Origin of the sequence: Parazoarcus communis, from assembly GCF_003111665.1 — a bacterium.
GTDB classification, from domain to species: Bacteria; Pseudomonadota; Gammaproteobacteria; order Burkholderiales; family Rhodocyclaceae; genus Parazoarcus; species Parazoarcus communis_B.
Genome location: NZ_CP022188.1, coordinates 2,784,640 through 2,804,477 on the forward strand (window position 1 = coordinate 2,784,640; position 19,838 = coordinate 2,804,477).

The 19,838-nt window shown below is 59.4% G+C and carries 21 protein-coding genes and 1 tRNA gene; 21 read left to right on the top strand and 1 reads right to left on the bottom strand.

Translation table 11 applies throughout. The annotated features are described in order from the left end of the window. The first annotated feature begins 95 nt into the window (after window positions 1-95). From ftsH to pstB, 7 genes are all read left to right on the top strand, one after another. The gene (gene ftsH, locus CEW87_RS12725) at window positions 96-1,988 is read left to right on the top strand and encodes an ATP-dependent zinc metalloprotease FtsH (protein ID WP_108977185.1); all 1,893 of its coding nucleotides are present in this window, start codon (window positions 96-98) and stop codon (window positions 1,986-1,988) included. An 85-nt stretch (window positions 1,989-2,073) separates the two neighbouring features. Next, the gene (gene folP / locus CEW87_RS12730; RefSeq protein WP_108973515.1) at window positions 2,074-2,895 is read left to right on the top strand and encodes a dihydropteroate synthase; all 822 of its coding nucleotides are present in this window, start codon (window positions 2,074-2,076) and stop codon (window positions 2,893-2,895) included. A gap of 30 nt (window positions 2,896-2,925) precedes the next feature. Next, window positions 2,926-4,278, top strand: a complete 1,353-nt coding sequence (gene glmM, locus CEW87_RS12735) for a phosphoglucosamine mutase (protein ID WP_108973517.1) — start codon at window positions 2,926-2,928, stop codon at window positions 4,276-4,278. A 171-nt stretch (window positions 4,279-4,449) separates the two neighbouring features. Next, window positions 4,450-5,493, top strand: coding sequence for a phosphate ABC transporter substrate-binding protein PstS (gene pstS, locus CEW87_RS12740; RefSeq protein ID WP_108973519.1), 1,044 nt, complete (start codon window positions 4,450-4,452; stop codon window positions 5,491-5,493). Window positions 5,494-5,599: 106 nt separating this feature from the next. After that, a complete protein-coding gene (gene pstC, locus CEW87_RS12745) occupies window positions 5,600-6,562 on the top strand; it encodes a phosphate ABC transporter permease PstC (protein ID WP_108977187.1) in 963 nt (320 codons plus the stop codon). 10 nt (window positions 6,563-6,572) lie between these two features. After that, window positions 6,573-7,415 (top strand): phosphate ABC transporter permease PstA, encoded by an 843-nt coding sequence (gene pstA / locus CEW87_RS12750; RefSeq protein WP_108973521.1) that lies wholly within the window; start codon window positions 6,573-6,575, stop codon window positions 7,413-7,415. A gap of 28 nt (window positions 7,416-7,443) precedes the next feature. After that, entirely contained in the window at window positions 7,444-8,208 is a 765-nt protein-coding gene (pstB, locus tag CEW87_RS12755) for a phosphate ABC transporter ATP-binding protein PstB (RefSeq protein WP_108947521.1), read from the top strand. A 154-nt stretch (window positions 8,209-8,362) separates the two neighbouring features. On the opposite strand, the gene CEW87_RS12760 is transcribed toward pstB, so the two are convergent. Beyond that, a complete protein-coding gene (locus tag CEW87_RS12760; protein ID WP_108973523.1) occupies window positions 8,363-8,599 on the bottom strand; it encodes a DUF2789 domain-containing protein in 237 nt (78 codons plus the stop codon). 389 nt (window positions 8,600-8,988) lie between these two features. Between CEW87_RS12760 and tpiA the strand changes: the two genes are divergently transcribed. From tpiA to nuoK, 14 genes are all read left to right on the top strand, one after another. Continuing rightward, window positions 8,989-9,732, top strand: a complete 744-nt coding sequence (tpiA, locus tag CEW87_RS12765) for a triose-phosphate isomerase (protein WP_108973525.1) — start codon at window positions 8,989-8,991, stop codon at window positions 9,730-9,732. Between the two features lie 27 nt (window positions 9,733-9,759). Beyond that, window positions 9,760-10,122 (top strand): preprotein translocase subunit SecG, encoded by a 363-nt coding sequence (secG, locus tag CEW87_RS12770; protein ID WP_108973527.1) that lies wholly within the window; start codon window positions 9,760-9,762, stop codon window positions 10,120-10,122. A gap of 62 nt (window positions 10,123-10,184) precedes the next feature. Next, window positions 10,185-10,269: transfer RNA gene (locus CEW87_RS12775), tRNA-Leu, on the top strand. A gap of 100 nt (window positions 10,270-10,369) precedes the next feature. Further along, window positions 10,370-10,744 (top strand): NADH-quinone oxidoreductase subunit A, encoded by a 375-nt coding sequence (gene ndhC, locus CEW87_RS12780; protein WP_108947525.1) that lies wholly within the window; start codon window positions 10,370-10,372, stop codon window positions 10,742-10,744. A 3-nt stretch (window positions 10,745-10,747) separates the two neighbouring features. Then, on the top strand, window positions 10,748-11,224 hold the full coding sequence (locus CEW87_RS12785; RefSeq protein WP_011765130.1) for a NuoB/complex I 20 kDa subunit family protein: 477 nt from the start codon (window positions 10,748-10,750) through the stop codon (window positions 11,222-11,224). A 14-nt stretch (window positions 11,225-11,238) separates the two neighbouring features. Next, entirely contained in the window at window positions 11,239-11,844 is a 606-nt protein-coding gene (locus tag CEW87_RS12790; protein WP_108973528.1) for an NADH-quinone oxidoreductase subunit C, read from the top strand. After that, the gene (locus tag CEW87_RS12795) at window positions 11,837-13,090 is read left to right on the top strand and encodes an NADH-quinone oxidoreductase subunit D (protein ID WP_108973530.1); all 1,254 of its coding nucleotides are present in this window, start codon (window positions 11,837-11,839) and stop codon (window positions 13,088-13,090) included. The genes CEW87_RS12790 and CEW87_RS12795 overlap by 8 nt, the downstream gene beginning before the upstream one ends. Before the next feature lie 67 nt (window positions 13,091-13,157). Further along, complete coding sequence (nuoE, locus tag CEW87_RS12800) at window positions 13,158-13,637, top strand: NADH-quinone oxidoreductase subunit NuoE (protein ID WP_108951091.1); 480 nt, start codon at window positions 13,158-13,160, stop codon at window positions 13,635-13,637. Beyond that, window positions 13,634-14,953 carry an NADH-quinone oxidoreductase subunit NuoF gene (nuoF, locus tag CEW87_RS12805; RefSeq protein WP_199915175.1) on the top strand — a complete coding sequence of 440 codons (1,320 nt, stop codon included), beginning with the start codon at window positions 13,634-13,636 and terminating at the stop codon, window positions 14,951-14,953. Before nuoE ends, nuoF begins: the two co-directional genes overlap by 4 nt. Next, entirely contained in the window at window positions 14,947-17,280 is a 2,334-nt protein-coding gene (nuoG, locus tag CEW87_RS12810; RefSeq protein ID WP_108973532.1) for an NADH-quinone oxidoreductase subunit NuoG, read from the top strand. The genes nuoF and nuoG overlap by 7 nt, the downstream gene beginning before the upstream one ends. Continuing rightward, window positions 17,280-18,329 carry an NADH-quinone oxidoreductase subunit NuoH gene (nuoH, locus tag CEW87_RS12815; RefSeq protein ID WP_108973534.1) on the top strand — a complete coding sequence of 350 codons (1,050 nt, stop codon included), beginning with the start codon at window positions 17,280-17,282 and terminating at the stop codon, window positions 18,327-18,329. Before nuoG ends, nuoH begins: the two co-directional genes overlap by 1 nt. 13 nt (window positions 18,330-18,342) lie before the next feature. Beyond that, complete coding sequence (gene nuoI / locus CEW87_RS12820) at window positions 18,343-18,828, top strand: NADH-quinone oxidoreductase subunit NuoI (RefSeq protein WP_108947530.1); 486 nt, start codon at window positions 18,343-18,345, stop codon at window positions 18,826-18,828. Window positions 18,829-18,863: 35 nt separating this feature from the next. Further along, the gene (locus CEW87_RS12825; RefSeq protein WP_108973536.1) at window positions 18,864-19,466 is read left to right on the top strand and encodes an NADH-quinone oxidoreductase subunit J; all 603 of its coding nucleotides are present in this window, start codon (window positions 18,864-18,866) and stop codon (window positions 19,464-19,466) included. A gap of 56 nt (window positions 19,467-19,522) precedes the next feature. Beyond that, a complete protein-coding gene (nuoK, locus tag CEW87_RS12830) occupies window positions 19,523-19,828 on the top strand; it encodes an NADH-quinone oxidoreductase subunit NuoK (RefSeq protein WP_108947532.1) in 306 nt (101 codons plus the stop codon). Window positions 19,829-19,838: the final 10 nt, after the last annotated feature.

The following is a 19,838-nucleotide window of genomic DNA, read 5'->3' on the forward strand; positions in this document are numbered from 1 at the left end:
GTATCAATGCCGCTCATTGGTTTGCTGGCGGGAACGTTCGCCACTAGAATGAGTCCTTAGTGTGCACGCCCATGATGGGCTTTCGGGGTAAGACGTTGAACAATCTCTTCAAGAATCTCGCGATCTGGATGGTTATCGGTGTTGTGCTGATGACTGTGTTCAACCAGTTCAATACGCGGCAGGCCGCGCCCAACACCATGGAGTATTCCCAGTTCATGGAGGAGGCGAAGTCCGGGCGCATCGCCAAGGCAACCGTGGACGGTCGCATGCTGCGCGCGACGACCCAGGAAGGCCGGTCGATCACGGTGTACACTCCCGGCGTTCAGGATATCTGGATGGTTTCCGATCTGATGCGCTACGGCGTGGCAGTGACCGCATCCAAGCCCGAGGAAGAGCAGTCCTTCCTGTCGAGCATCTTCGTATCCTGGTTCCCGATGTTGCTTCTGATCGGCGTGTGGATCTTCTTCATGCGGCAGATGCAGGGTGGCGGAAAGGGCGGAGCCTTTTCGTTCGGCAAGAGCAAGGCGCGCATGCTGGACGAGTCAGCCAACTCGATTACCTTTGCCGATGTTGCCGGTTGCGACGAGGCCAAGGAAGAAGTGTTCGAGCTGGTCGAGTTCCTGCGTGATCCGTCCAAGTTCCAGAAGCTCGGTGGCCGTATCCCCAAGGGTGTGCTGATGGTCGGTTCGCCGGGTACCGGCAAGACCTTGCTGGCAAAGGCAATTGCCGGCGAGGCCAAGGTGCCGTTCTTCTCGATCTCCGGCTCGGACTTCGTAGAGATGTTTGTCGGTGTGGGTGCTGCCCGCGTCCGTGACATGTTCGAACAGGCGAAGAAGCACGCGCCGTGCATCATCTTCATCGACGAAATCGATGCGGTTGGTCGCCAGCGTGGCGCAGGCATGGGTGGTGGTAACGACGAGCGCGAGCAGACCCTGAACCAGTTGCTGGTTGAGATGGACGGCTTCGAAGGCCAAGCCGGTGTGATCGTCGTTGCGGCAACCAACCGTCCCGACGTGCTCGATCCTGCGCTGCTGCGCCCGGGTCGTTTCGACCGTCAGGTCGTGGTTTCCCTGCCCGATATTCGTGGTCGCGAACAGATTCTCAAGGTTCACATGCGCAAGGTGCCTATTGCACCCGACGTCGAACCGCAGGTGCTGGCACGTGGTACCCCCGGTTTCGCGGGTGCGGACCTGGCTAACCTGGTCAACGAGGCTGCTCTGTTCGCTGCGCGTGGCAACAAGCGTCTGGTCGATATGGATGACTTCGAGCGCGCCAAGGACAAGATCATGATGGGTGCCGAGCGCCGCTCGGTGGTGATGCCGGAAGAGGAACGCCGCAACACGGCTTACCATGAGTCCGGACACGCCGTCGTTGCCCGCTTGCTGGACAAGACCGATCCGGTGCACAAGGTCACGATCATCCCGCGCGGTCGTGCGCTTGGTGTGACGATGCAGTTGCCGACCGAAGACCGCTACAGTCAGGATCGTGAGCGCCTGCTGCAAACCATCACCGTGCTGTTCGGCGGACGGATTGCGGAAGAGATCTTCATGAAGCAGATGACGACGGGTGCGTCGAACGACTTCCAGCGTGCAACCGATCTCGCGCGTCGCATGGTTACCCAGTGGGGCATGTCGGATACGCTCGGGCCCATGGTCTACGGCGAAGAAGAGGGTGAGATCTTCCTCGGACGTCAGGTGACGACGCACCGTAACGTGTCGGAAGCCACGATGCAGAAGGTCGACGCTGAAATTCGCCGCATTGTCGATCAGCAGTACGCGCTGGCGCGTCGCCTGCTGGAAGAGAACAGGGACAAGGTCGAGGGAATGACCGCCGCCCTGCTCGAACTGGAGACGATCGACGCTGAGCAGATCAACGACATCATGGAAGGGCGTCCGCCGCGTCCGCCCAAGCCGACGCCGGCGCCCAAGCCGCGTTCCTCGGACGATACGCCTGGAGCCGCGCCATCGGCTGCTGCGCCGGCTGCCTGATTCAGTCGTTACCGTAACAACAGACGGGCCGGTTATCCGGCCCGTTTTTTTGTGCGCCATGCCCGGCGTGCAGGAGGGGGGTTCAATGCCCAATCTGATCTGTGGACGCTTTGATCTGGATCTTTCGGTTCCCCGGATCATGGCAATCGTAAACCTGACGGCCGATTCGTTCTCGGGTGACGGACTGCATGATGATGTTTCGGCGGCGATCCGGCGGGCCGAGTCTGCTCTGATCGATGGTGCCGACATCCTCGATATCGGGGCGGAGTCCACTCGTCCGGGCGCTGCTCCGGTGAGCGAGCAGCAGGAGATCGACTTGCTGGTTCCGGCAATTGAAGCGCTAGTTGGCTTTGGGGTTCCGATATCCGTGGATACGCTCAAGCCGGCTGTCATGCGTGCGGCGATCCGTGCCGGTGCCGACATGGTCAATGATGTGAATGGATTTCGTTCGCCTGGTGCAGTCGAGGCGGTGGCGGACGGACGAGCCGGGCTGTGTGTCATGCATATGCAGGGCGAGCCACGCACCATGCAGAACAATCCCGTCTATCAGGATGTGGTATCCGAAGTCGCTGCGTTCCTCGACGAGAGGGTCGGTGTGCTCGCAGCGGCGGGTGTGGCGCGCGAGCGTATCGTGCTTGATCCCGGCTTCGGTTTTGGGAAGACAGTTGAGCACAACTGCGCGATGCTGCGTGAGATGACGCGTTTCCGAGAGGGTGGGCTGCCGGTGCTTGCCGGTCTGTCGCGCAAGTCCATGCTGGGTGCTCTGACCGGGCGACCGGTTGAGCAGCGCGTGAGCGCCAGTGTGGCTGCGGCACTGATCGCAGTGCAACGGGGTGCAGCGATTGTGCGCGTTCACGACGTCGCACCGACGCGGGATGCGCTCACAGTGTGGCTGGCGGTGTCATAATCCGTCTTTTGCCGCACGGGTGAGGTCAGCATGGGACGCAAGTATTTCGGCACGGACGGTGTGCGGGGCTGTGTAGGCGAGTTTCCGATCACGCCGGAGTTCGTGATGCGTATCGGCTATGCAGCCGGTGTTTCCCTTGTTGCACGTGAGCACCTGCCTGCGGGCGAGCGTCCCGCCATTCTGATTGGCAAGGACACCCGGATCTCCGGTTACATGCTCGAGGCCGCCCTGGAAGCGGGTTTTGCAGCCGCGGGCGTGGACGTGATGCTTGCCGGGCCCATTCCAACGCCTGCAGTCGCCTACCTGACGCGGGCACTCAGGTTGCAGGCCGGAGTTGTGCTTTCCGCCTCGCACAATCCGTTCTACGACAACGGCATCAAGTTTTTCTCTGCGGGCGGGACCAAGCTTCCCGACGCGATGGAGGCAGAGATCGAGGCTCACCTCGATGAGCCCATGGGGTGTGTCGATTCGGCACGGCTCGGCCGGGCACGCAGGATCAATGATGCGGCAGGGCGCTACATCGAGTTTTGCAAGAGCACATTCCCAAATGAGCTCGACCTGCGCGGGCTGCGGATTGCGCTCGACTGTGCCAATGGCGCCGCCTACAACATTGCCCCCAGCGTGTTTCATGAGCTTGGTGCCGACGTGGTCTCGGTCGGCGTCGAGCCAAACGGCCTGAACATCAACGACGGGGTTGGCGCAACCCGACCCGAGAACCTGCGAAAGACCGTTCTTGCCCAGGCGGCGGACATCGGAATCGCCCTTGACGGTGATGGCGATCGCCTGATCATGGTCGATCGTCAGGGCGAGATCTACGATGGCGACAAGCTGATCTACGTGATTGCTGCGGCGCGCAGGGCGGCGGGGCGGCTTGATGGGGTGGTTGGCACCCTGATGAGCAATCTCGGCTTCGAACACGCTGTTGGCCGACTCGGGGTGCCGTTCGCGCGGGCCAAGGTCGGCGATCGCTATGTGCTTGAGTTGCTGCACGAGAAAGGCTGGCAGCTTGGGGGGGAGAATTCCGGACATATCATCTGCCTCGACTGTCATTCAACGGGCGATGCCATCGTGTCTGCCCTGCAGGTGCTGGCGGCGCTCAAGCAGCGCGGGCAGACGCTGGCAGAGAGTTGCGCAGACCTGGTTTTCTACCCGCAACGCCTGATCAATGTGCGGTTGCCTTCAGGCTTTGACTGGAAAGCGGACCAGGGGATCGATGCGGCGCGGGAGGCCGCGGAGCGTGAGCTTGGCGATGCCGGCCGTGTCCTGTTGCGCCCGTCGGGAACAGAGCCTTTGCTTCGGGTGATGGTGGAAGGCCGGGATGGCGAGATGGTCGAACGGCTCGCGCGTCAGATTGCAGCGGCGGTGGAGCGGGCGGTCGCCTGAATGATAGGTGGGATGCGCTGGCTGTAATATTTGGATTGAACTGCAGGTGTTTGTTTTATAAGGATTGATGCTTTCGTTTGTGTGTCATACGTCTTATTTTTTAAGACATGAAATGTGTTTGTAACAGTCGCTTGTTACTTTAGTGGCTCAGTTACCAAACACGAGGTAGTCATGATCCGCGTATCGACCAAGCTAGTTGTTGTTGCAAGCACTGCAGCCCTTTTCTCGATGGGCGTGCAGGCTGCCGAAATCACCGGCGCCGGTGCTTCCTTCCCCGCGCCGGTGTATGCAAAGTGGGCCGATGCCTACCAGAAAGCAACGGGCAACAAGGTTAACTACCAGTCGATCGGTTCCAGCGGCGGTGTTCGCCAGATCAACGCCAAGACGGTCGACTTCGGTGCGTCCGACAAGCCCCTGACGCCGGAAGAACTGGCCAAGGGTGGTCTGCAGCAGTTCCCGACGGTGATCGGTGGCGTAGTGCCCGTCATTAACGTCGAAGGCATCAAGCCGGGCGACATGACCCTGACCGGTCAGGTGCTTGCCGATATCTATCAGGGCAAGATCACCAAGTGGAACGACAAGGCGATTGCTGCGCTGAACCCCAAGCTCAAACTGCCGGAGCAGGATATCGGTGTGGTTCGCCGCGCTGACGGTTCGGGTACGACCTTCATCTTCACCAACTACCTGTCCAAGGTTTCGTCGGACTGGAAAGAAAAGATCGGCGAGGGTTCGGCTGTTCAGTGGCCGGTTGGTCTGGGTGGCAAGGGTAACGAAGGTGTGTCGGCCTTTGTTCAGCGCCTCCCGGGTTCTATCGGATACGTCGAGTATTCGTACGCAAAACAGAACAAGCTGGCTCACACCCTCCTGCAGAACAAGGACGGTTCGGTTGTTGGTCCTACGGAAGAAGCTTTCGCGGCAGCGGCGGCGAGCGCAGACTGGAGCAAGGCCGAGTTCTATGAGATCCTGACCAACGAGCCGGGCAAGGCTTCGTGGCCGATCACCGGTGCTACCTTCATCCTGATGCACAAGGCTCAAGAGAAGCCCGCTCAGGCTGTTGAAGCGCTGAAGTTTTTTGAGTGGGCCTTCGCGAACGGCGCCTCAATGGCTTCCGAGCTCGATTATGTTCCGCTGCCGGCTGAGACCATCAAGCTCATCAAGACGTCCTGGGGCATGATCAAGGATACGTCGGGCAAGACCCTGTATTCCGGTAAGTAATCGGAGCAGTCACGTGCTTCGCTCCAATGAGCAACCAAAGGCCGAGGAGGCCTTTGGTCTTGTTTCCGCGGGCGGCGGCGATGCCTCCGCCCTTTCGGGTGTCCGTATGTCCACGAAAGAATTCAAAACGTCAGCCTGGAAGAAAATTGGCGACCGCATGTTTGCACTGGCGGCGCGCTCTTTCGCCATCCTGACCCTGATTCTGCTCGCCGGGATCATCCTTTCGTTGATCTATGAATCCTGGCCAAGCATTCGCGAGTTCGGCATTGGCTTCGTGTTCTCGACGGACTGGGATCCGCCGATGGAGAAGTTCGGGGCGCTGATCCCGGTGTACGGCACCCTGGTCACATCCGCAATCGCACTTCTGATTGCGGTGCCGGTGAGCTTCGGAATCGCCCTGTTTCTGACCGAGCTCTCCCCGCTGTGGCTGCGCCGCCCGCTGGGGACAGCCATCGAGTTGCTGGCCGCCATTCCCAGCATTGTTTACGGCATGTGGGGTCTGCTGGTTTTTGCACCCATCTTTGCCAAGTACGTGCAACCGTTTCTCGGTGCAACACTCGGGAATGTTCCTGTCATCGGTGCGCTCTTCTCGGGGCCGCCGATCGGCATTGGCTTGCTGTCCGCAGGGATCATCCTTGCGATCATGATCATCCCGTATATCGCATCAGTCATGCGTGATGTGTTTGATGTGACTCCGCCGATGCTCAAGGAGTCCGCCTACGGCCTTGGTTGTACGACCTGGGAAGTAATGTGGGGTGTTGTGCTGCCTTACACCAAGACCGGCGTGATTGGCGGTGTGATGCTTGGTCTCGGGCGCGCGCTGGGCGAGACGATGGCCGTCACCTTTGTCATCGGTAATACAAACTTCCTCAACTCGCCGTCGCTGTTCGATCCGGGCAACAGTATTACTTCCGCGCTTGCAAACGAGTTCGCCGAGGCGGATCCCGGCCTGCACACCGCTGCGCTGATGGAACTGGGTCTGATTCTGTTCGTGATCACGATGATCGTGCTGGTGATCTCAAAACTGTTGCTGCTCCGTCTCGCCAAGGGCGAGGGCGCAAAGAGTTGATAGGCAAATCATGAATCTGCTGAAACGACGCAAGCTGGTCAACGCCGTCGCGCTCACACTGTCGCTGATGGCGATGATGTTCGGGTTGGTGTGGCTGATCTGGATTCTGCTTACCGTGTTCAAACTCGGTATCTCAGGCCTGTCGCTCACGCTCTTTACCGAAATGACACCGCCTCCCGGCGATGATGTCGGTGGTCTGCTGAACGCAATTGTGGGCAGCCTGATGATGGTTGGCCTGGCAACACTGCTGGGTACGCCGATCGGTATCCTGGCGGGCGTGTACCTGGCCGAGTATGGGCGTTTCACTGCGCTCGGCAAGGCAACCCGGTTCATTAACGACCTGTTGCTGTCTGCGCCGTCCATCGTGATCGGTCTTTTCGTGTATGCGGTCGTGGTGGCCCAGACCGGTAAGTTTTCGGGGTGGTCGGGCGTGATCGCGCTGGCCCTGATCGTGCTGCCTGTGGTCGTGCGCACGACGGAAAACATGCTGCAACTGATTCCGGACACGCTGCGCGAAGCGGCCTTTGCACTCGGCGCGCCGAAAAGCGTGGTGATCTCGAAGGTCACCTTGCGTGCGGCGCGTGCTGGTGTGATGACCGGGGTGTTGCTCGCAGTTGCACGAATCGCCGGTGAAACCGCACCGCTGTTGTTTACAGCCTTGTCAAACCAGTTCTGGTCGATGGACATGAACGGTCCGGTCGCCAACCTCCCGGTCACGATCTACAAGTTCGCCATGAGTCCGTTCTCCAACTGGCAGGATCTGGCGTGGGCCGGCGTATTCCTGATTACGCTGGGTGTGCTGGTGCTGAACATTGTTGCCCGCGTGTTCCTGCGGGTGGAAAAGATCAACTAAGCCTCCTTGCGGGCCTATCGAGATGACTATGGAAATCACCGACGCACAGATCGAGTTCAAGGATTTCAACTTTTACTACGGCAAGTTCCACGCCCTGAAGAACATCAACTTCAAGATGGCGCGCCACAAAGTCACGGCCTTCATCGGCCCATCGGGGTGTGGAAAGTCGACATTGCTGCGCACGATCAACAGGATGTACGACCTTTATCCGGAGCAGCGGGCAGAGGGCGGGCTGATCTTCGATGGCAAGAACCTGCTCGATTCCGGTATCGATGTCAGCGTGCTTCGCGCCAAGATCGGCATGGTGTTCCAGAAGCCGACCCCGTTTCCGATGTCGATCTACGACAACATTGCGTTCGGTGTGAAGCTGCACGAGAAACTGTCGGTGTCCGACATGGACGACCGGGTGGAGTGGGCGCTGCGCAAAGCCGCTCTGTGGGATGAGGTCAAGACCAAGTTGCACCAGAGCGGCATGAGCCTGTCGGGTGGGCAGCAGCAGCGTCTGTGCATTGCGCGCGGGATTGCGGTCAAGCCCCAGGTGATCCTGTTGGACGAGCCGACTTCGGCGCTCGATCCGATCTCGACGTCGCGTATCGAAGAACTGATCGGTGAACTGAAGGAAGAGTTCACTATCGTCATCGTGACCCACAACATGCAGCAGGCAGCACGGATCTCCGATTACACCGCCTACATGTATCTGGGCGAGATGGTTGAATTCGGCGTGACGGACGAGCTCTTCCTGAAGCCGAAGAAGAAGGAAACGGAGGACTACATCACCGGCCGTTTTGGCTGAATGAGCAAAAAACGGAGCCTGATGGCTCCGTTTTCTCGCCCGCTTGGGGGCGTCGAGGAATTCCTGCCGCCTCGCGTTTCAGTGCCTTTGCCCTTTCAGGTCGCAGCACTCCGATGCTTCGCCATCGTCGCGCCAGAAAGAGATGGCGCAGCGCTCAGCTAGCCCTGAGTGCGACGTCGAGCCGATCCACGATTTCCGCCCAGTCGGCGTCTTCCAGCAGCTCTTCGCGCAGGAAGCTTGCCTGTGAATCACTCCAGAAAGGCGCTTCGGCGAGCTTGACGTCGTGAGACAGCGGCCGGTGGCTGTCGATAAAGGATGTGATCGAAGCCTTGTCGCCCGGAAGTCCCAGTTGTTCGAACAAGTCCTTGAATTCGTGAATCGGGTTTTCCATCTCCGTCTCCTTGTTGTGTGCCTGAGTCCGTGAGGCCACTCTACGCGAAAAAGATTGTGGAACCTTTCTTCATTTTGGCGACCTGCTGCGTGATGTCCAATCTGAATCGTAGTCCGGACCATAACCCCTTGCCGATCCGAATGCCCGCAAGCTGGTGCGAGTGGCGTCAGGATGAAGGTCCGCTCCCATGGCTGAGTCGCTGTCTCAGGTGCCGCCTGGCTTTCGAGCAGGGGGGGGCTTGTACGGGCAGTGATCGATCGCTGGCATGCGCTCTGTATGCGTAGTCAGCGCGATCTGCCCCAGTACCGACTTCCTCGTCTGCAACATGCGGCTTTGCTGCATTGCCCGTGGCGGCATATAATCCTCCGATTTATCGGACGGCTTTCCGCATGTCGAAGAAACTGGTTGCCGGCAACTGGAAACTGAATGGCAGTCTCGGTGCGAATGAGCGCCTGCTTTCAGCACTCGCTGCGCTGCCCGGTGTCGAGATGGCTGTCTGTGTTCCGTATCCGTATCTTGCGCAGGCTGCATCGGCCTTGCAGGGTGTCTCGCTCGGCGCGCAGGATGTCAGCGAATATGCTTCGGGTGCGTTTACCGGTGAAGTCAGCGCTGCAATGCTTGCAGAGTTCGGTTGCCGCTACGCAATCGTTGGACATTCGGAACGGCGCGCACTTTTCGCAGAGAGCGATGCAGTTGTGGGGCGTAAGGCCCTTGCAGCGCAGGCAGCGGGTCTGGTGCCGATTGTTTGCGTAGGCGAAACAATCGCAGAGCGCGAGGCCGGGCAGGTGATGGATGTCGTCGGGCGCCAGCTTGCAGCGGTACTTGAGCTTGCGGGTGCCGATGCAATGGCACGAATGGTGATCGCTTATGAGCCGGTGTGGGCGATCGGGACGGGGCTGTCGGCAACTGCGGACCAGGTCGGTGAGGTGCATGGCGGTGTGCGTTCATGGCTGCGCGCGCAGGGCGTTGATGCTGACGGTGTGCGCATCCTCTATGGCGGCAGTGTCAAGCCTGACAATGCCGCTGAATTGTTTGCGGTGAACGATGTCGATGGTGGGTTGATTGGCGGCGCCTCGCTGGTGGCTGAAGATTTCATGGCCATTTGCCGTTCGGCGGTGGTTAAACAAAACTGATGCAGGTTTCTTTCAAGGTCTGTTGTGATGAGTGATGTCGTTTTTTCCCTGGTGCTGACGGTGCATGTGCTGGTCGGTCTTGGTGTGATCGGTCTGGTTCTTGTGCAGCACGGTAAAGGTGCTGACGCGGGTGCGGCTTTTGGCGGCGGATCGTCAGGCAGTCTGTTCGGTTCTTCGGGTTCAGCCAACTTTCTGAGCCGTACGACGGCAGCGATGGCGACGGTGTTTTTTATCACCAGCCTGAGTCTGAGCTATCTCGCAAGCAACAAGCCTGCAGCGCCTTCCAGTGTGATGGATGGTGCGGTGCAGAGCGCGCCCGCCGAGGCTGCAGTTGACGCAGTACCGGCCGCTCCGGTGGATGACTCCAAGGCTCAGGCCATCCCGAAGTAGGTATAAGTATCACTTTGCGCAGTGCGGAAAACGTCGTATAATTCTCGCGCTGTACGAAGTAAGCCGACGTGGTGAAATTGGTAGACACGCTATCTTGAGGGGGTAGTGGCTTCGGTCGTGTGAGTTCGAGTCTCACCGTCGGCACCAGAATATAGAGAGCGCCCGCAACAGCGGGCGTTTCCATGAAGGGCAGCTAAAACAATAATGGCAGCAATAAGTTGCCAAACTCAATAGGGGTCATTGAGTCATGTTGGAAAGCTATTTTCCCGTTCTGCTGTTCATCCTTGTAGGTCTGGGTTTCGGGGTTGTTCCCGTCCTGCTGGGTCGCATCATTGCACCCTATCGTCCCGACAGCGAAAAGCTGTCCCCGTATGAGTGCGGCTTCGAGGCGTTTGAAGACGCCCGTATGAAGTTCGACGTCCGCTACTATCTCATCGCCATTCTCTTCATTCTGTTCGACCTTGAAATCGCCTTCCTGTTTCCGTGGGCGACTGTCTTCCAGGAGTTCATCGCTGCTGGTGAGGTGGCCTGGTTCGTCTTCGGGTCGGTGATGGTCTTTCTGGCTATCCTGGTTATCGGCTACATCGTCGAGTGGAAAAACGGCGCACTCGACTGGGAGTAAGGCATGAGCATAGAGGGCGTCTTTCGCGAAGGGTTTGTTACCACTTCGCTTGATGCGGTCATCAACTGGACGCGCACGGGCTCGCTGTGGCCCATGACTTTCGGTTTGGCCTGTTGTGCGGTCGAGATGATTCATGCGGGTTGTTCGCGCTATGACCTGGACCGCTTTGGTGTGGTTTTCCGCCCCAGTCCGCGGCAGTCTGATCTGATGATTGTTGCGGGTACGCTGTGCAACAAGATGGCGCCTGCACTGCGCAAGGTGTACGACCAGATGGCCGAGCCGCGCTGGGTGATCTCGATGGGTTCCTGCGCGAATGGTGGTGGCTACTATCACTACTCCTATTCGGTCGTGCGCGGCTGTGACCGCATCGTTCCCGTGGATGTCTATGTGCCGGGCTGTCCTCCGACGGCCGAGGCGCTGCTCTACGGCATCATCCAGCTTCAGAACAAGATCAAGCGCACCAATACGATTGCGCGCTGACGAGGCTCCAGATCATGAGTTCCAAGCTTGAACGTCTGAGCCAGTCTCTGCAGGAAGTGTTTGGCGAGAAACTGCAGTCGCTGGTTCTTGATCGCGGAGAGGTCACCATCGAGGTGTCCGCTGCCGATTATCTTCACGTGGCGATTACGTTGCGTGATCATGAAAGTCTGCATTTTGAGCAATTGCTCGATGTGTCCGGGCTTGATTATTCCGCTTATGGAAATGGTGGCTGGGCAGGCAAGCGTTTTGCGTCTGTCGCCCACCTGATGTCGATTCGTCATAACTGGCGCGTGCGTCTTCGTGTTTTTGCCGAAGACGATGCCTTTCCGGTGCTTGATTCCCTGTGCGAGCTGTGGCCGAGTGCAAACTGGTTCGAGCGTGAGTCCTTCGATCTGTACGGCATCATGTATGCCGGTCATCCGGACCTCCGCCGCATCCTGACCGACTACGGTTTTGTCGGTCACCCCTTCCGCAAGGATTTCCCTATTTCCGGCTACGTCGAGATGCGCTACGACCCGGAGCAGGGCAGGGTCGTCTATCAGCCGGTCAGTATCGAGCCGCGTGAAAACACACCGCGCATCGTGCGTGAGGAAAGCTACGGGGACGTTGGTCATGGCTGAGATCCGCAACTACACGATCAACTTTGGCCCGCAGCATCCTTCGGCACACGGCGTTTTGCGCCTCGTGCTCGAACTGGATGGCGAGGTGGTTGAGCGCGCCGATCCGCATATCGGCCTGCTGCATCGCGGCACCGAAAAGCTGGCTGAGACTCGCACCTGGGTGCAGTCTGTGCCCTACATGGACCGTCTCGACTACGTGTCGATGATGTGCAACGAGCATGCGTACTGCATGGCAATCGAGCGGCTGCTCGGCGTCGAAGTGCCCCTGCGTGCTCAGTACATCCGGGTAATGTTCGACGAAATTACCCGCGTCCTGAATCACCTGCTGAACATCGGAACGCATGCGCTGGATATCGGCGCAATGACGATGGTGCTCTACACCTTCCGCGAGCGCGAAGACCTGATGGACGCCTACGAGGCAGTGTCGGGAGCGCGCATGCATGCCGCCTATTACCGGCCGGGTGGTGTTTATCGCGACCTTCCCGATCGTATGCCGCAGTACCAGGCAAACAAGTTCAAGAACGCAAAGGCAATCAAGGATCTCAATGCGAACCGTCAGGGCTCGCTGCTCGATTTTCTTGAAGATTTCACCGATCGTTTTCCGCGCTATTGCGACGAATACGAGACCCTGCTGACCGATAACCGTATCTGGAAGCAGCGCACGGTCGGGATTGGCGTGGTTTCGCCCGAGCAGGCGCTGGGATGGGGCTTTACCGGTCCGATGCTGCGTGGTTCGGGCATCGCGTGGGATTTGCGCAAGAAGCAGCCCTACGAGGTGTACGACAAGGTCGACTTCGATATTCCGGTGGGCAAGAACGGTGACTGTTACGACCGCTACCTGTGCCGCATGGAAGAGATGCGCCAGTCGAACCGGATCATTCGTCAGTGCATCGACTGGCTGCGCAAGAATCCGGGTCCCGTGATTACCGATAATCACAAGGTTGCGCCTCCTGCTCGCGAGAACATGAAGGCCAACATGGAAGAGCTGATTCACCACTTCAAGCTCTTCACTGAAGGCATGCACGTCCCGAAGGGCGAGGTTTATGCCGCGGTAGAGCATCCGAAGGGCGAATTTGGCGTCTACGCCGTGTCGGACGGTGCAAACAAGCCTTATCGCCTGAAGCTGCGTGCGCCGGGCTTTGCTCACCTCGCAGCCATGGACGAACTGACCCGCGGGCACATGATTGCCGACGTTGTTGCAATCATCGGCACGATGGACGTCGTGTTCGGCGAAATCGACAGATGAGCGCTCACAGGCTGAAGGTGTGCGCCCCAACGAACAGACGGCAGGCTATCCGGAAAAAGAGTACGACATGCTGAGCCAGGAAACGCTGCAACAGATCGATCGCGAGATCGCAAAATATCCGTCAGACCAGAAGCAGTCGGCTGTCATGGCTGCGCTGCGCATTGCACAGGTCGAGAAGGGCTGGTTGCCCAAGGATGTCATCGAGTACGTCGCGAGCTATCTCGACATGCCGGCCATTGCCGCTTACGAGGTTGCGAGCTTCTACAACATGTACGACCTCAATCCGGTCGGACGCCACAAGATCACGGTATGTACCAATCTGCCCTGTGCGCTGTCCGGCGGTGTGCATGCGGCCGACTACCTGAAGAGCAAGCTGGGCATCGACTTCAACGAAACCACCCCTGACGGCAAGTTCACTCTCAAAGAGGGTGAGTGCATGGGTGCCTGTGGAGATGCCCCGGTGCTGCTGCACAACAATCACAAGATGTGCAGCTGGATGACGACCGAGAAAATCGACCAAATGCTGGCCGATCTGGAAGACAAATGAGCGCGCACGGACTGATTCTCGCCGGAGTCGATGGCGACCGCACCTGGCGGCTCCAGGATTATGTGGCCCGCGGCGGATACGCAGCGTTGCGCAAGATCATTGCGGAAAAGACGCCACCCGAGACCATCATTGCCGAACTCAAGGCGTCAGTGCTGCGAGGGCGTGGCGGTGCAGGCTTTCCGACGGGATTGAAGTGGAGCTTCATGCCGCGCTCCTTCCCGGGCGACAAGTATCTTGCATGCAACTCCGATGAAGGCGAGCCGGGAACGTTCAAGGATCGCGACATCCTGCGCTACAACCCGCATACCGTCATCGAAGGCATGATCATTGCGGCCTATGCGATGGGCTGTGCCCGCGGGTACAACTACATCCACGGTGAGATCTTCGAGATCTACACCCGCTTCGAAGAGGCGCTCGACGAGGCTCGTGCTGCCGGACTTCTCGGTCAGAACATCCTCGGGTCGGACTTCTCCTTCGAACTGTTTGCCCACCACGGTTACGGCGCCTACATCTGCGGCGAAGAAACCGCGCTGCTGGAGTCGATCGAAGGCAAGAAGGGGCAGCCGCGATTCAAGCCGCCGTTCCCGGCAAGCTACGGTCTGTACGGCAAGCCGACCACCATCAACAACACTGAAACCTTTGCGTCGGTCCCGTTCATCATGAATATGGGCGGCGAGGGCTTCCTGAACCTTGGCAAGCCTAATAACGGCGGCACCAAGCTGTTTTCGATTTCCGGTCATGTCAATCGTCCGGGCAACTACGAGATCAATCTCGGTACGCCGTTCTCCGAGCTTCTCGAGATGGCCGGTGGCATGCGTGGCGGGCGTCAGCTGAAGGGCGTGATTCCGGGCGGCTCTTCGTCGCCGGTCATTCCCGGCGCGGTGATGATGGACTGTACGATGGACTACGACTCGATCTCCAAAGCCGGCTCGATGCTGGGTTCGGGGGCGGTGATCGTGATGGACGAGACCACCTGCATGGTGAAGGCGCTCGAGCGCCTGTCCTACTTCTACTTCGAAGAGTCCTGTGGTCAATGTACGCCGTGTCGCGAAGGCACCGGCTGGCTGTACCGGGTTGTGCACCGGATCGAAAACGGTCTTGGCCGTCCGGACGACCTTGATCTGCTGAACTCGGTGACCACCAACATCATGGGACGCACCATCTGTGCGCTCGGTGATGCGGCCTCGATGCCGGTGCAGAGCTTCATCAAGCACTTCGGCGATGAATTCGCGTATCACATCGAAAACAAGAAATGTCTGGTTCCGCCGGAAGTGCAGCGTGCCGGCAGCCAAATCTACGTGAGCCCCTCATGCTAGAGATCGAAATCGACGGAAAGCAGGTTCAGGTGCCGGATGGCAGCACCGTCATGGATGCCGCGTCCATGACAGGCTCCTACATCCCCCATTTCTGCTATCACAAGAAACTCTCCATTGCGGCCAACTGCCGCATGTGCCTGGTGCAGGTGGAAAAGGCGCCCAAGCCCTTGCCCGCCTGTGCGACGCCCGTGACCAACGGCATGAAGGTCTGGACCCAGTCCGAACTTGCGGTCAAGGCGCAGAAGGGCGTGATGGAGTTCCTGCTCATCAACCATCCGCTGGACTGTCCGATCTGTGACCAGGGTGGTGAATGCCAATTGCAGGATCTGGCCGTGGGCTACGGTGGCAGCCAGTCCCGCTATCAGGAAGAAAAGCGGGTCGTGTTCAACAAGAACCTCGGCTCCCTCGTGTCGACCGACATGACGCGATGCATCAACTGCACGCGCTGCGTACGATTCACGACCGAGATTGCCGGCGAAATGGAGTTGGGCCAGGCCTTCCGCGGCGAGCACGCGGAGATCATGACCTTTGTCGAGAAGACGGTCGATTCCGAACTCTCCGGCAACATCATCGACCTGTGTCCGGTGGGTGCGCTGACCTCCAAGCCCTTCCGTTTTGCTGCACGCACGTGGGAGCTCTCGCGTCGCAAGTCGGTGAGCCCGCATGACGCCCTTGGCGCCAACCTCATCGTGCAAACCAAGCACGAAGTGGTCAAACGTGTGCTACCGCATGAGAACGAAGCGCTCAACGAGTGCTGGCTGTCGGACAAGGATCGCTTCTCGTACGAAGGCCTGTCCAGCGAAGACCGCCTTACGCAGCCCATGATCAAGCAGGGTGGCGAATGGAAGGCCACCGACTGGCAGACCGCGCTCGAATTCGTTGCGACCGGCCTCAAGGGAATCGTCAAGGATTACGGTCCCGCCTCGGTCGGCGCACTGGCCTCCCCGCACTCAACGGTGGAAGAACTCCACCTGCTGCAGAAGCTGGTTCGCGGCCTTGGCTCGGACAACATCGACTTCCGCCTCCGTCAGACCGATTTCCGTGCCGATGCATCGCGCAGCGCTGCACCGTGGCTGGGCATGCCGGTGGCGGGCGTACCGGATCTTAACCGCCTGTTGGTCGTCGGCAGTTTCCTGCGCAAGGACGCGCCGCTTCTGGCCCAGCGTGTCCGTCAGGCCGCCAAGCGCGGGCTGCACGTCAGTGCCGTCGGACCCACCGCAGAAGAATGGCTCATTCCGGTGCGGCAGCGCGCACTGGTCGCGCCCGATGCAATGGTTGCAAGCCTTGCCGGGATCGTGGTCGCGCTTGCTGCCGAGAAGGGCGTTGCTGTCAGCGAAGGCCTCAGTGCCCAGTTGCCTGCAAGCGCGTCGGAAGCGGAAACCGGAATCGCGCAGAGTCTTGCGAGCGGCCGCAAGGTCGCCGTGTGGCTAGGAAACCTGGCTGTCCAGCACCCGCGTGCTGCCGAGCTTCAGGTTCTTGCGCAGGAGATTGCCCGACTGTCGGATGGCGTCTTCGGCTTCATCGGTGAAGCGGCCAACAGCGTGGGGGCTTATCTCGCCGGGGCCGTTCCTTCGGGAACCGGACTCAACGCCCGCGCAATGCTCGAAGAGCCGCGCAAGGCATACATCGTAATGGGGGCTGAGCCGGCGCTCGATTTCGCTGATGGCGCACTGGCCACGTCAGCGCTTGCATCGGCACAGTTGGTGGTGGCGCTGTCCGCCTTCGGGTCGGACTCGCTGCGCGAGACGGCCGACGTGCTGCTGCCGATTGCGCCCTTCTCGGAAACGTCGGGGACTTTCGTCAACTGTGAGGGCACTGCGCAGAGTTTCAACGCAGTTGCCAAGCAGTTGGGTGATACGCGGCCGGGCTGGAAGGTGCTGCGCGTCCTCGGAAACCTGTTGCAGTTCGACGGTTTCGATCAGGGTGACTCCGAAGCCGTGCGCGCCGAAGTGCTTGGTGCGATCACGCCCGCGTCTCTTGGTAACTCGGTCTCTGGCGTCGACATCGCCGGCTCGAGTGCCATCGCAGGCTTGCAGCGTGTTGCCGATGTGCCGATCTATTTCGCAGATCCCCTGGTACGTCGTGCGCCGTCCTTGCAAAAGACCAAAGACGCTGCGGCACCCGTGGCGCGCTTGTCCAATTCGACCCTTGCTGGTCTGAGCGTGAATGCGGGTGACCCCGTACGTGTCAGGGGAAGTGGCAGCGTCGAACTGACTGCGGTGGCAGACGATACGGTGGCTGACGGTTGCGTACGCATTGCTGCCGCGCACGTTTCGACCGTGGCGCTGGGCCCGATGTGCGGTGAATTGAGCGTGGAGCGAGTCTGATGGAAGCGATGCTGCAACCGGTTGCCGACCTCTTCGGCCCCACCTGGCCCGCCGTCTGGACGCTGCTAAAGATCGTCGCGATCATTGCGCCGCTGCTTGGCTGCGTGGCTTACCTGACGCTCGCCGAGCGCAAGGTCATCGGCTTCATGCAGGTCCGGATCGGCCCCAACCGCGTCGGTCCCTTCGGTCTGCTGCAGCCGATCGCCGACGGCATCAAGCTGCTGCTCAAGGAAATCATCGTCCCGAGCGGTGCGAACAAAGGCCTGTTCATTCTTGGACCGATCCTCGCGATCGCTCCTTCGCTGGCTGCCTGGTCAGTGGTTCCGTTCAGCGACGGAATGGTGCTCGCTAACGTCAACGCAGGTCTGCTGTTCCTGCTCGCCATCACTTCGATGGAAGTCTATGGGGTGATCGTCGCAGGCTGGGCGTCGAACTCGAAGTATCCCTTCCTTGGATCGATGCGCGCTGCCGCGCAGATGGTTTCCTACGAAGTGTCGATGGGTTTCGCGCTGATCTGTGTGCTGCTGATTTCAGCCAGCCTGAACCTGACCGATATCGTGACCTCCCAGGGCGAGGGTCGTTTCCACGACATGGGGCTGTCCTTCCTGTCCTGGAACTGGCTGCCCCTGTTTCCGATGTTCGTGGTGTACGTGATCTCGGGTATCGCCGAGACCAACCGCGCTCCGTTCGACGTCGTTGAAGGCGAAGCCGAAGTCGTGGCCGGTCACATGGTTGAGTATTCGGGCATGGCGTTTGCACTGTTCTTCCTCGCCGAATACGCAAACATGATCCTGGTTTCGATTCTGACCTCGATCCTGTTCCTTGGTGGCTGGCTGTCGCCGGTGGGTTTCCTGCCCGACGGTTTCCCCTGGCTGGCGCTCAAGACGGCATGCATCCTGTTCCTGTTTCTGTGGGCACGAGCAACCTTTCCCCGGTTCCGTTACGACCACATCATGCGTCTGGGCTGGAAAGTTTTCATTCCGGTCACCCTGGTCTGGGTGGTCGTGGTGGCGGTGTGGATGATGTCTCCGCTGTCGATCTGGAAGTGAGGTACTGAAGATCATGGGTGCCAACGAATACATCGGAAGCCTGTTCCTGAAGGAACTGGTCAAGGGCCTTGCCCTGACCGGCAGGCATTTTTTCCAGCGCAAGATCACGGTTCAGTTCCCCGAGGAAAAAACGCCGCAAAGCGCGCGTTTCCGAGGTCTGCATGCGCTGCGTCGCTATCCCAACGGAGAAGAGCGCTGTATCGCATGCAAGCTGTGCGAAGCGGTCTGTCCGGCGATGGCGATCACGATCGATTCCGATCAGCGCGATGACGGCTCCCGCCGGACCACGCGTTACGACATCGATCTGACCAAATGCATTTTCTGCGGCTTCTGCGAAGAGGCCTGCCCGGTTGACGCGATCGTCGAAACACGGGTGTTCGAGTATCACGGTGAGAAGCGTGGCGATCTCTACTACACCAAGCAGATGCTGCTTGCAGTGGGTGACCGGCATGAGGCTCAGATTGCGGCCGATCGCGAGCAGGAAGCGAAGTACAGATAAGGGGAGGGTGCCTGCGGGCACTGTGAAACGGAACTATGGAATTCAAGACCTTCGTTTTCTACTTTCTCGCGGCGATACTCGTATTCGCCGCCCTGAAAGTGATTACCGCGAGAAACCCGGTGCACGCCGCGCTCTATCTCGTACTCGCCTTCTTCAACGCCGGCGGCATCTGGCTGCTGCTGCACGCCGAGTTTCTCGCCATCACGCTGGTGATGGTCTACGTCGGGGCGGTCATGGTCCTGTTCCTGTTTGTGGTGATGATGCTCGACATCAACCTCGAGCGCCTCAGACAGGGGTTCTGGAGTTACCTCCCGGTCGGTGCGCTGATCGGCGTGCTACTGGTGATCGAGATGGCGATGGTGCTCGGCGGTCAGTATTTCGGCCTCGATGCAATGCCCGTTCCGCCTGAGCCCCAGGCCGGTTTCAGCAATACGCGCGAGCTGGGTCGTGTGCTCTACACCGACTACGTCTATCCGTTCGAACTGGCCTCGCTGGTGCTGCTGGTTGCAATGGTTGCGGCGGTCTCGCTCACGCTGCGCAAGCGCAAGAACACCAAATACATTGATCCGGCACTGCAGGTCTCGGTGAAGCGCGAAGGACGCGTGGAACTGGTGAAGATGCAAGCCGAGAAAGAGTGATTCAGGCGCGAACAAGAACCACGCCGGTTGCGGTCGGCGTGATCAGGGAGTCATAGATGCTTTCGCTTTCCCATTACCTCATCCTGGGCGCGATCCTGTTCGCGATCAGTGTGGTCGGGATCTTCCTCAACCGGAAGAACCTCATTGTCCTGCTCATGGCCATCGAGCTGATGTTGCTCGCGGTCAATCTGAACTTCATCGCGTTCTCGCACTACATGGGCGATATCGCTGGTCAGGTTTTTGTTTTCTTCATCCTCACGGTGGCGGCTGCCGAATCGGCAATCGGTCTGGCGATCCTGGTTGTGCTGTTCCGCAACCTGCGCACGATCCACGTGGATGATCTGGACAGCCTCAAGGGTTAAGGAAGCGTCA